Genomic DNA, 11,450 nt, shown 5'->3' on the forward strand with positions numbered 1-11,450 from the left:
CATCATCCGGGCCCGGCCCGGGGGGCGGCGGGAACGGACGTGCCCTCAGCCCCGAGCGTGGTTGCTCATCGACTGTGCGGCTGTCGTGACCTGCCCGGGTTCGGCCTGATGCGGCCCTCCCGACCACGGGCGGTCTCAGCCTGTTCAGTCGGGCCTGCGCGGTGCCGCCGGGATCAGGCGCCCCAACCGTGGGCGTCGCGCGTCGAGAGCTCCCGCCAGAACGTCGGCTGGATGTCCGCCGTTACTCCTGCGGCTTCGAACATCGGCCGGATCTCGGACTCCTGCTCCTGGAAGAACGACTCGAAGCTCTGCCGGTCAGGCCACTCGTCCGCGACCATCACGCTGCTGCCCTCGTCAGAGCCGTAGAAGCGGTGCGCGATGAGGCCATGACGCTTCGCCGCTTCGAGGACATCCCGCATCTTCTCCGCGTTGTCCTGGGCGTACTCCTCCAACGCCTTCGGATCGCCGGCTACCTCCAGCGTCATGATCACCGACATAGCTCCTCCTCTTCACCCACGGACTTGTACTGGGATATTTCCAGCAACTACTCCTGAGACAGGGCAAACACTCCGAAGCAGCCTGAACTTGACCCGCGTGTCAGCCGTATCAGCCCACGCAGACCGCTTCCACCAGCGCTGGGCAATACGGGCGGACGCTGCTGTTACTCGTGGGTCCGGGCCTTCACCGCAGGACGGACGTCACCACTGGCCGGGCCCAGGCTCGCGAGCAGGCGCAGTCCGTCCTCGGCGGAGCTGTCGGGAGGCGCGGACAGCACCACCAGCTCCATGCCTGATCCGTTCGGCAGGGCGAAGTTCTCCTGGTGCAGTTCCAGCGTGCCGACCAGCGGGTGCCGGTACGTCTTGCGTCCATGGGTGCGGGCGCGCACGTCCGCCCGCGCCCAGAGGCAGCGGAAGCGCTCGCTGCCCATCGCCAGCTCTCCGATGAGGGAGGCCAGGCGGGGATCGTCGGGGAACTTGCCGACGGCCAGACGCAGGTGCCCGACCACGTCGACGGTGCACTGCTCCCATTCCGCGTAGAGGCCGCGCTCGCCCTCCTCCAGAAAGACGTGGCGGGCGATGTTCAGGCCCGGCATCGGCCGGCCGAAGAGGAGCCCGGCGAGGCGGTTCCCCGCGAGCGCCTCCAGACGGTGGTCCATGATCAGCGCGGGCGCGTCGGCGACCAGGCCGAGGACGCGCAGCAGCTCCGGACGGACCCGGCCGCTCGGCGCCTTCGCGCGGCGGCGCTGCCGGGCGAGCCGGTGGAGGTGCCCGCGTTCGGTCTCGTCGAGCGCGAGGACGCGGGCGAGTGCGTCGAGCACCTGCTCGGAGGGCTGCCTCGCGCGGCCCTGCTCCAGGCGCACGTAGTAGTCGACGCTGACCCCCGACAAGTGCGCGACCTCTTCGCGGCGCAGTCCTTCGACCCGTCGGCGGCTGTCGGTGGGAATGCCGACGGCCGCCGGGTCGACCCGGGCACGGCGGGTCCGCAGGAACCCTGCAAGATCGTCCATGGCTCCCAGTATCGCCTCGGCCGCGCCCGCGAAGGTGGTCCTGTCGTTCCCAGGAAGTCCGGTCCGCCGGACGAGGCGTCCCTGAACGCCGGGCGTCGCGACGCCCAGGATCGAAGGCATCCGATCCGAAGGAGTTCCCATGAAGACGCTGATCGTTTACGCCCACCCGGAGCCCCGGTCGCTCAACGGCTCGCTGAAGGACCTGGCGGTCGCCACGCTCGAGGCCGCCGGGCACGAGGTACGGGTGAGCGACCTGTACGCGATGAACTGGAAGGCGGTCGTGGACGCCGCGGACTACGGCCCCGCCGCCTCGAGCCCGCTGAAGGTCGCCCTGGACTCGGGCCGGGCCTTCGACGCCGGGACGCTCTCCCCGGACGTTCGCGCCGAGCAGGAGAAGCTGCTGTGGGCCGACACGATCATCTTCCAGTTCCCGCTGTGGTGGTACACGATGCCCGCCATCCTCAAGGGCTGGGTGGACCGGGTGTTCACCTACCACTTCGCGTACGGCGTCGGCGAGCACAGCGACACCAAGTACGGCGAGCGCTTCGGCGAAGGGACCCTCGCGGGGAAGAGGGCGCTGCTCTCGGTGACCGCCGGCGGCCCGGAGGCGCACTACGCGGCCAGGGGGATCAACGGCCCCATCGACGACCTCCTCTTCCCGATCCACCACGGCATCCTCTACTACCCCGGCATCGAGGTCCTGCCGCCGTTCGTGCTGTACGGCACCGACCGGTTGACCGACGACGACTACCAGGACATCGCCAAGGCCTGGGAACAGCGCCTGCTCACGCTGAAGTCGACTGAGCCGATCCCGTTCCGGCGGCAGAACTTCGGCGACTACGAGATCCCCTCGCTGCACCTGAAGGCGGGATTGGAGGCCGCGGGCCGCACCGGTTTCGGGCTGCACGTGCGCGGCTGACCGCCGGCACCGGACAGGGGGAGCCGGGGGCGCAGGCTCGCCCACCCCGCGTGCACAGCCCGCTGCACTGCAACGAAGACACCGCGGGGCGCTTCCAGGCCCCCCATACCCGCGTTTGCATGTATAGCGCGCATGCAACTATTGTGGACGCATGCAAAGGGATCGTTCAAGTAATTCCGGGCCGGGGCGAGCCACCCCCCTCGCTCTGCTCGCGCTCACCGTCGGGGCCTTCGGTATCGGTACGACCGAGTTCGTGATCATGGGGCTGCTGCCCGAGATCGCCGCCGACTACGGCGTCTCCATACCCACCGCAGGCCTGCTGGTCACCGGGTACGCCCTCGGCGTCGTCCTGGGTGCGCCGCTGCTGACCGTCCTGGGCAACCGAGTGAGCCACAAGCGGATGCTCATGATGCTCATGGGCCTGTTCGTGGCCGGAAACCTGCTCTCCGCCTTCGCGCCGAGCTTCGGGCTGATGCTGGCCGGCCGCGTCGTCGCCTCGCTCGCCCACGGCTCGTTCTTCGGCATCGGGTCCGTCGTCGCGGCCGATCTCGTCGCCCCGGACAAGAAGGCCGGCGCCATCGCCACCATGTTCACCGGGCTGACCGTGGCGAACATCGTGGGCGTGCCACTCGGCACCTTCATCGGGCAGTCCGTCGGCTGGCGCTCCACCTTCGCGATCGTGGCCACCCTCGGCGTCGCCGGACTGCTCGGCGTCGCGAAGCTCGTCCCCGCCATGCCCCGCCCCGAAGGCGCCCGGCTGCGCGGGGAGCTCAAGGCCTTCCGCAACCCGCAGGTGCTGCTCGCGATGGCGATGACCGTCCTCGGCTTCGGCGGCGTCTTCGCCGCGATCACCTACATCACGCCGATGATGACCGAGGTAGCCGGCTACTCCGACGGCGCCGTCACCTGGCTGCTGGTCCTCTTCGGCGTCGGCATGTTCCTGGGCAACCTGCTCGGCGGCCGGTACGCCGACCGTGCGCTGATGCCCCTGCTGTACGTCACGCTGAGCGGGCTCGCGATCGTTCTCGCGCTGTTCACCGTGGCCGCCCACGACAAGATCCTCGCCGCGGTCGCCATCCTCCTCGTCGGGGCGCTCGGCTTCGCCACCGTGCCCCCGCTGCAGAAGCGCGTCCTCGACCAGGCGCACGGCGCGCCGACCCTGGCCTCCGCCGTCAACATCGGCGCCTTCAACCTCGGCAACGCGCTCGCCGCCTGGCTCGGCGGCGTCGTCATCGCCGCCGGCTTCGGCTACACGTCCCCGAACTGGGTCGGTGCCGTCCTCGCCGCCGCCGCGCTCGGCCTCGCCTTCTGGTCCGCCGCGCTGGAACGGCGGGCCCCCACGCCCGCGGCGCGGGCCGCGGTGGCCGAGGCAGCCCCTGTGGCCGCCACCACCGTCCACCACTGAATCCACCCTCCCCCCTCACCCCTCCCCCCTCACCCCTGCAGGAGATGCGCCATGAGCACCACCACCGTCACCCCGCTGACCACCGACGACGCCGAGGTCCTGATCGCCGCCGCCCGCCGCGCCGCCGAGGCCGCCGAGGCCACCGTCAGCATCACCGTGCTCGACGCCGGCGGACACCTGCTCGCCTTCCGACGCGACGACCGCTCGGTCCTCATCGCGGGCGAGACCAGCACCCGCAAGGCCTACACCGCCCTCCAGCTCAACGCCGCCACCGCCGACCTGGTTGACCTCGTCAAGCCCGACGGCCCGTTCCACTCGCTGACCACCGCCCTCGACCGGCCGCTGCTCTTCATCGCCGGCGGTCTGCCGATCCACCGCGACGGCACCCTCATCGGCGCCATCGGCGTCGGCGGCGGCGCCCCCGAACAGGACCACTCCTTCGCCACCACCGCACTCCGAGCACTCCCCCGGTGATGCGGCACGAGGCCGCATCCGGCCTCACGTTGCCGGGTTGCGCAGGTCAAGCGCCTGCGCAACCTCGCAGCTGCTCCGGCCGCCGAACCCGCGTTCGGCGGCGGGCAGTGGCTCACGTGGCTGAGCATCGCCTCCACGTACCCGCCCCTCCCCGCACCGTCCCCGTACAAGAGGGGACGACAAGGGATTCCCCCGATGCCTCTGAGGGCTGCCGGTGGAGAACATGACTGCATGACGATCGGCCCGCTGCGAGAGAGCGGTCAGGTGACATCACGGGGATCGGCACCGGATCCCTGCATATCCGCACGTTCGTGCCCGGCATGGCTGTGGCCCGTCGGCGACCGGCACGTGGAAGTGCACCACCGACCGCCACATGCGGGACACCTCGGGAGCTGACGTGATCACCACCGAGCACCACACCCTCCTCCTGGCCGACCGCGACCGGCGCGGTGACGCCTCTGGCGCACCCACTCCAGCGGTGGCACTGTGCGCGCTGCCGGTGACACCCGCGACCGTTCCGACCGTGCGGCACTTCGTCCGCGACGCGGTCCGACGATGGGCGGTGCCCGCCGATACGGCCGACGCGTCGCTCCTCGTCGTCAGCGAGCTGGTCACCAACGTGGTGCTCCACAGCAGCAGCGCCGAGGTGGCGGTGCTGGTCTCGTTCGACGGGGCGGGGCTGACCGTGGAGGTCAGGGACCAGGGGCGCTGGCTGGACCGTCACTCCCCTCGACAGGTGCCCGAGGACGACGGTGCCGCGTTCGGCCGGGGCCTGGCGCTGGTCACGGCCTGCACGAGCTGGTGGGCCGCGGACGTCACGCCGGGCGGCACCCGTGTCGTCGCCCGCTGCCCGGTCTTGGCGACGGCCGCCTGAGGAGCCGGTTCCTGACGCCCTGGGGTGGAGACCGCCGCGCTCGGCGAACGCGGATCGAGGTCACCGCTCACCCGAGCCGCGCCACCGAGGCCACCTCCGCGTTCCTGCACACCTTTGACTCGTACGGCGGTCTCGTCCACGTCACGGCGTCGGCCGACGCCCCGCGCCCCCAGAGCGGTGGCAAGGACGGCACCCGGGTCGGCAGTTCCGAATGCAGCGCGTGCTCCGCACTCGGAGACTCCGGCGGCAGCTACGTCACCGCCACCGGGCCGGCTCAGGCCGAGCTGACGCCGCTGCGGGCGAGGGCGAACACCCCGACGACGATCAGCGCGATGCCGGCCAGCTGGGGCAGCAGCCACCAGCCGGTCCGGACGTGCTCCTCGTAGAGCAGTACGCCGAGGGTCAGGCTCACCGTGGCGTCGCCGAGGGTGAGGGCGGGCTGCGAGGCGACGAGGGGGCCGCCTTGCATGGCGTGCTCCAGCAGCAGCACGGCCGCGATCCCGGCCACGCAGAACGCGTAGGTCTGCCAGGACGTCAGGAAGGCGACGAACCCGTCCCCTCCGAGGATGTGCATGGAGGTCTTCATCAGGGCGGCGGTCAGCGCGTAACAGATCGCCGTCGCCGCGCCGAGGCAGCCCGCGCGGGCCCGGCCGGACGGCCGACGCAGCCCCGCCGCCGCCAGTGCCACCACGGCGACGGCGCAGACGACGAGCGTCGGCAGCCAGCGGTCCAGCTCGACCCGGGTGCGGTTTCCGGCGGGCGAGGCGGCCAGCAGGGCCACGCCCAGCCCGCACACGACGGCGGCGACGGCCGCCCACAGCCGGCCGGACAACCGTTCGCGGGCCATCACCGAAGCGATCAGCAGGGCCAGGGGCAGTTCGAGCACGAACAGCGGTTGCACGAGGGACAGCGCGCCCGTCGCCAGCGCCGCCGCCTGCCCCACCCCCGCGACGATCACGGCGAGGATCCCGGCGAGCCAGAGAGGACGCCGCACCAGGTCCAGGATCAGCCCGGGCCGGAAGGAGTCCGACCGGGGGACGGTCAGCGCGGCACGCCGCTGGAGCACGGTGGCCAGCGCGTTGCTGAACGCGGCACACAGCGCGAAGAGAACCGGCAGGACGACGCCCATGCCCCCATACTCTCCGGGAGCGGACGCCCGACGGGCGACGACACCGCCGTACGAACGAGCTCCTGCACGGCTGCCGGAGTTCGACCGGCGCCTGGGGTCCCCGACGCGGGATGCGTGCTTTCCCTGCTGAGGGAGGGAGTCGCCCGACCTGACGGACTCGGCGACGGATCCCGGCCTGGCTCCCGGCGCCGGACCGCCGCAAGTGCGCGGACCGGGTCCGTGGTTCGCGCGCGTGCTGCCGCGTGACCGCTCTGCGGGTGACGGACGGGCGTGGTACGTCTTGGGGAGTTCGGAAATGATCAAGCCCACGGGGGAGGGCGATGGATACCGCGCCGCAGCGGATACTCCTGGACGTTCGCATACTGGGGCCGCTCGAAGTGAGAATCGACGGGCGTGTCCTGGAAGTGCCGGCCACTCGGCAGCGCGCCATGCTCGGGGCGCTCGCGCTCAATGCCGGGAAGAGGGTCGGAATTCAGTATCTGGCCGACAGCATCTGGGAAGACGCGCTTCCCTCCGATCCGACCAATCAAATCGCCTCGATCGTGTCCGCGCTCCGCGGCACCCTTCGCCGGGTCGGGGCCCCGCAGGAGATCATCGCCACCCGGCGACCCGGCTACGAGCTCGATGTCGCGCACGGAGTCCGGGTGGACGCCGTGGAATTCCGCGCGGCCCACCGCGAAGCGCGCGGTTTCGTCGAGTCCGGTGATCTCCAGCGGGCCCTGCCCCTGATGGAGGCGGGCCTGAGGCTCTGGCGGGGGCCCGTGCTCTCCGGGCTGGGCAGTCAGGTGTGGCAGCCCGAGACACGACGGCTGGAAGAGGAGTACATCGCCCTGCGCGAAAGCTGCTCCGACATCCAGCTCGGCCTCGGCATGCACGAGGAGATGATCGTCGGGCTTTCGGCGTTCGTCGAGGAGCATCCTCTGCTGGAAAGACCCCGCGCCCAGCTCATGCAGGCGCTGTTCGAGTCCGGACGCCGGGCCGACGCCCTGGAGCTTTACCATTCCACCTCCGATCTCCTGCGGGAGGAACTCGGAGTGGTCCCGGGAAACGAGCTCCAGCGCATGCTGGAATCGGTGTTGTCCGGTCCCGCGGAGACGTCGAGGAAACCGCCGGTCTCCTTCCGCGTTTCGGGCTCCGGCGGTCGGGAGCACGGCGGGCCGGAGCACGGCGGGCAGGGTCAGGGCATTCCTTCGCTGTGCCAGCTCCCCGGGGATCTTCCCGAATTCGTCGGAAGGGACGGCGAGTTCGAGACGGCGGTCGCCCACCTGGCACAGTCGGAAGCAGTCCGGGCCGCGCCCGTGGCCGTGGTCGTCGGGCCGGGCGGCACCGGGAAGACGACGCTCGCCGTCCACATCGCCCACCGACTGCGCGACGTGTACCCGGACGGGCAGCTGTACGTGAACCTGGGCGGGATGAGCGGGAACCCGCTGTCGCCGCACGAGGCCCTGGGGCGGTTCCTACGGGATCTGGGAGTCGCCGGGTCGGCGGTGCCGGACTCGCTCGACGACCGGTCCGCGCTGTTCCGCAGCCTGCTGGCCAAGCGCCGGATCCTGCTGGTGCTGGACAACGCGGGCGACGCCGGGCAGCTGCGCCCGCTGCTGCCCGGCACCGGAAGCTGCGCCGTGCTGGTCACCAGTCGCGTGCGCCTGACGTCCGTACCCCACGCCCGGGTCCTCGAACTGGACGTGCTCGGCCCTGACCAGGCCCGGCAGCTGTTCAGTCGCATCCTCGGCGCCGACCGGGTGTCCGCCGAGCCCGAGGCGGCGGGCGCCCTGGCCGAGTACTGCGGCCGGCTGCCCCTCGCCGTACGCATCGTGGCGGCCAAGCTGGCGTCGAAGCCGCACTGGTCGCTGCGGAAGGCGGCGGCGCGGCTGGCGGACGAGCGCCGCCGGCTGGACGAGCTCGCGCACGAGGGGCTCGAGGTCCGCAGCAGCCTCGAACTGTCGCACCAGGGACTGGAGCCGCAGGCGCGTCGGCTGTTCCGCCGGCTGGCCATGCTCAGGGCCGGGGACTTCGCCGAGTGGGTGTGCGGGCCGCTGCTGGACCTCCCCGTCGACGAGGCGGAGGAAGTGCTCGAAGAGCTGGTGGACGCCCGCCTCGTCGACGTCGTCTCGCCGCCGGGCAGCAACCGCACGCGTTACCGCATGCACGATCTGGTCCGGCTCTTCTCGCTGGAGTGCCTGGAGGAGGGCGAGCCGCAGGCCGCGCGGACGGCGGCGTTACGGCGGACCGCCGCCACCACGCTGGCCCTGACCGATCTGGCGCACCGCAAGGTCTGCGGCGGCGACTTCACCGTGATCCACAGCCGCAACGTCCGCCCGGCCGTGGACCCGGACATCGTCGGGCGCGTGGCCGCCGACCCGCTGGGGTGGTACGAGGCCGACCGGACGACCGTCACCTCCATGTGCGTCCAGGCGGCGGAGCACGACGAGGACGAGCTCGCCTGGGACCTGGCGGCCACGTCCCGTTGTCTGTTCAGCATCCGCTTCCACTTCGACGACTGGCAGCGCACCCACGAGGTCTCGCTGGACGCCGCACGGCAACAGGGCAACAAACGCGGTGAGGCGAGCGTGCTGCTGGGGCTCGGTGACCTCTACCTGACGCGGCGTGCGTACGACGAGGCGCTGCCCCTCTTGCGACGGTCGCAGGAGCTCTTCGGGGAGGTGGGCGAGCACCACGGGCGCGCCCTCGCCCAGCGCAAGGCGGCGTGCGCCGACCGGGTCCAGGGACGCACCGCCGAGGCGCTGGAGAGCTGGCGGCGGTGCCTGCCGGTCCTGGCGGAGGCCGGCGACCTCGAGGCGCAGGCGCAGGTCCTGCGCTGGACCGCGCAGACCCTGCTGGAGCTGGGACGCGCCGACGAGGCGGAGACGTCGCTGCTCGCCGCGGAGAGCATGGCCGCGTCCTTCGCGGGGCGCAGCGCCGGTCAGGTGCGGCTGGCCCGCGGCGATCTCGCGCTGGCCCGTGACGAGCTCGCCGCGGCGCACGAGAACTACCGCCGGGCCCTGGAGGTGACCGACCGGCTGGGTGACCGGAGCGGGAGCTGCGCGGCGCTGCTGGGGCTCGGCACCGTCGACGTCCGGTCGGGTCGTACGGCTCGGGGCCGGGAGCGGCTGGAGAAGGCGCGGGCCGACGCGCGGGCCATCCAGGACCCGCTGCTCGAGCTGGAGGTCCTGTTGAGCCTGGCCGACGCGCGGGAGCGGGACGGGGAGCCGGGCGAGGCCCGTTCCCTGCTGACGCAGGGAGCGGAGCTGTGCCGTCGGATCGGCGCCGCGTCCCGGCTCGAACGGTTCACGGCGGCGCTGTCCGCTCAGTCCGGCGGGACCGCGGGCAGGGACGTGACGTAGGTGTTGGCGCCTTCCCGTGCCCGCACCACCACGCCGGTCGGCCGTCCGGCGTCCAGGGTGACCTGGAGCGTGCGCTCGTCGCTCCAGCCGCGCATCCGGAACTCGCCGTGACCGATGTGTTCCAGGGCGCAGAAGGGCCGGCCGTCCATGACGAGGAGGAGCGTGTCGCGGCGCGGGACCAGCTGCGCCGCGACCACGCCCCGCAGGAGCCGGTGGGGCAGGAAGTGGCCCGGCTGCTCCCAGTTCGCGAAGGACTCCGGCAGGGCGAAACGGCAGGCGTGGCGGGCCAGGTCGGCCGGTCGGAGCGGGATCTCGCGGCGCCGTTCGAGGGCCGCGGGCGGCCTCAGCCGGGGGCGCAGCTCCTCGGGGAAGAGCTCGGTCACGCCTGAGGTGTGGTGCAGGTCGACGACCAGGTGGACGAGGTCCGTGGCGTGGTCGTTCACCAGGGCGTGCTGGCGCCACGCGGCGGAGAACCACAGGCCGCCGGCGGTCCAGCGGTGGCTGCCGTCCGGGAAGACGACCTTCGTCCTCGCTCCGCTCACGATCGGGAGGTGCAGGCGGCACAGGCCCCACGGCGGCCCGTTCTTCACGGACCGCAGGCCCTTGAAGACGGCGCCGGGTGCGAGGGCGATCAGCCGTACGGCGCGGAGCGGGGCGGGGAGCGCGGCGAGGAACGCGCCCAGCGCGGGAAGCCGCTCGCACCAGGGGGTCGGTGCGAAGGCCTCCAGGCCGGGGCCCGCGGGGTCGGTCCGGTGGGGGTCGCCGCCGGGGCTGCGCAGCGGCAGGACGCGCCGCCCTTCGGCGACGGCGAGGGGCGCGCCGCTGCCGGAGAGGGCCTCGACCTCGTCGCGCATCGCGGCGAGGTCGACGGCGGGGCCGAGACCGGTCGCGGGGCCGAGGTCGACGGCGTTCGGCAGTGACCGTCCCTGCGGGTCGTGGATGCGCTGGAGTCCGGTCACGGTCTCACCCGAACTGGTCGAACGCGAGCTTCAGGACCAGCACGCTCACCACCACGAGCAGCACCACGCGCACGAAGCCGGAACCGCGCTTGAGGGCGGTCCGCGCCCCGAGCGTGGCGCCCGCGATGTTGCACAGCGCCATGGCCGCGCCGAGCAGCCACAGCACCTGCCCCTGGTAGGCGAAGACGGTCAGCGCCCCGAGGTTGGTGCCGACGTTCACGACCTTCGCGAGCGCCGAGCTCTGGAGGAACTCCAGGGCCAGCATGCTCGTGAAGATCATGATGAGGAACGTCCCGGTGCCCGGGCCGAACACACCGTCGTAGAAGCCGATGCCGCATCCCGCCAAGGCCACGGCGAGGAGCCGGCGGCGGCTCCCCACGGCGTCCGCGTCCTCGACGACGGAACCGAACTGCGGGCGCAGCACGACGAACACCGCCACCGCGATCAGCAGGGCCATGATGACCGGCCGGAACCAGCTCGCCGGAAGGCTCGAGGCCGACAGGGCGCCGAACCCGGCCGCCGGGACGGCCAGCAGGGCGGCCGGCAGGGCGACGGACCTGTCCAGCTTGGTCCGCCGCGCGTACGTGGCGGCCGCCACGGTCGTCCCGGTGATGGCGGTGAGCTTGTTCGTGCCGAGCGCGGCCGCGGGCGGCAGGTGGGGGAACGCCATCAGGAGGGCGGGGATGAGGATGAGCCCTCCCCCGCCGACGACGGCGTCGACCCAGCCCGCGGCGGCCGCCGCGAAGAGGAGACCGGCGACAACCTCGACGTCCACTCAGAGCACCCCGGTGATCTTCGAGAGCGCCGGCAGAACGCGCGGCCGCGGCATCATGCTCTCG

10 protein-coding genes are annotated in these 11,450 nt (G+C 72.2%); 5 read left to right on the plus strand and 5 right to left on the minus strand.

The genetic code is table 11. From position 1 onward, the window contains the following. Window positions 1-173 precede the first annotated feature (173 nt). On the minus strand, window positions 174-497 hold the full coding sequence (locus tag ACIGXE_RS33560; RefSeq protein WP_399753497.1) for a hypothetical protein: 324 nt from the start codon (window positions 495-497) through the stop codon (window positions 174-176). Between the two features lie 164 nt (window positions 498-661). After that, window positions 662-1,507, minus strand: a complete 846-nt coding sequence (locus tag ACIGXE_RS33565; RefSeq protein ID WP_399753499.1) for a helix-turn-helix transcriptional regulator — start codon at window positions 1,505-1,507, stop codon at window positions 662-664. 139 nt (window positions 1,508-1,646) lie between these two features. On the opposite strand from ACIGXE_RS33565, the gene ACIGXE_RS33570 reads away from it, so the two are divergent. The 4 genes from ACIGXE_RS33570 (at window position 1,647) to ACIGXE_RS33585 (ending at window position 5,179) form a co-directional block, all read left to right on the plus strand. Further along, window positions 1,647-2,426 (plus strand): NAD(P)H-dependent oxidoreductase, encoded by a 780-nt coding sequence (locus tag ACIGXE_RS33570; protein ID WP_399753501.1) that lies wholly within the window; start codon window positions 1,647-1,649, stop codon window positions 2,424-2,426. A 151-nt stretch (window positions 2,427-2,577) separates the two neighbouring features. Next, window positions 2,578-3,831 carry an MFS transporter gene (locus tag ACIGXE_RS33575; protein WP_399753504.1) on the plus strand — a complete coding sequence of 418 codons (1,254 nt, stop codon included), beginning with the start codon at window positions 2,578-2,580 and terminating at the stop codon, window positions 3,829-3,831. A gap of 51 nt (window positions 3,832-3,882) precedes the next feature. Then, window positions 3,883-4,305 carry a heme-binding protein gene (locus tag ACIGXE_RS33580; RefSeq protein WP_399753506.1) on the plus strand — a complete coding sequence of 141 codons (423 nt, stop codon included), beginning with the start codon at window positions 3,883-3,885 and terminating at the stop codon, window positions 4,303-4,305. A gap of 397 nt (window positions 4,306-4,702) precedes the next feature. After that, complete coding sequence (locus tag ACIGXE_RS33585; RefSeq protein ID WP_399753508.1) at window positions 4,703-5,179, plus strand: ATP-binding protein; 477 nt, start codon at window positions 4,703-4,705, stop codon at window positions 5,177-5,179. A 274-nt stretch (window positions 5,180-5,453) separates the two neighbouring features. Here ACIGXE_RS33585 and ACIGXE_RS33590 read toward each other — a convergent pair whose 3' ends face one another. After that, a complete protein-coding gene (locus tag ACIGXE_RS33590) occupies window positions 5,454-6,308 on the minus strand; it encodes a DMT family transporter (RefSeq protein WP_399753510.1) in 855 nt (284 codons plus the stop codon). A gap of 320 nt (window positions 6,309-6,628) precedes the next feature. Between ACIGXE_RS33590 and ACIGXE_RS33595 the strand changes: the two genes are divergently transcribed. After that, on the plus strand, window positions 6,629-9,652 hold the full coding sequence (locus ACIGXE_RS33595; RefSeq protein ID WP_399753512.1) for an AfsR/SARP family transcriptional regulator: 3,024 nt from the start codon (window positions 6,629-6,631) through the stop codon (window positions 9,650-9,652). On the opposite strand, the gene ACIGXE_RS33600 is transcribed toward ACIGXE_RS33595, so the two are convergent. Next, window positions 9,616-10,611 carry a hypothetical protein gene (locus ACIGXE_RS33600; RefSeq protein WP_399753514.1) on the minus strand — a complete coding sequence of 332 codons (996 nt, stop codon included), beginning with the start codon at window positions 10,609-10,611 and terminating at the stop codon, window positions 9,616-9,618. The two genes, ACIGXE_RS33595 and ACIGXE_RS33600, sit on opposite strands and share 37 nt — an antisense overlap. Window positions 10,612-10,615: 4 nt before the next feature. Further along, window positions 10,616-11,386 (minus strand): TSUP family transporter, encoded by a 771-nt coding sequence (locus ACIGXE_RS33605; protein ID WP_399753516.1) that lies wholly within the window; start codon window positions 11,384-11,386, stop codon window positions 10,616-10,618. Window positions 11,387-11,450: the final 64 nt, after the last annotated feature.

The organism is Streptomyces sp. NPDC053431, from assembly GCF_044544925.1.
Lineage (GTDB): Bacteria > Actinomycetota > Actinomycetes > Streptomycetales > Streptomycetaceae > Streptomyces.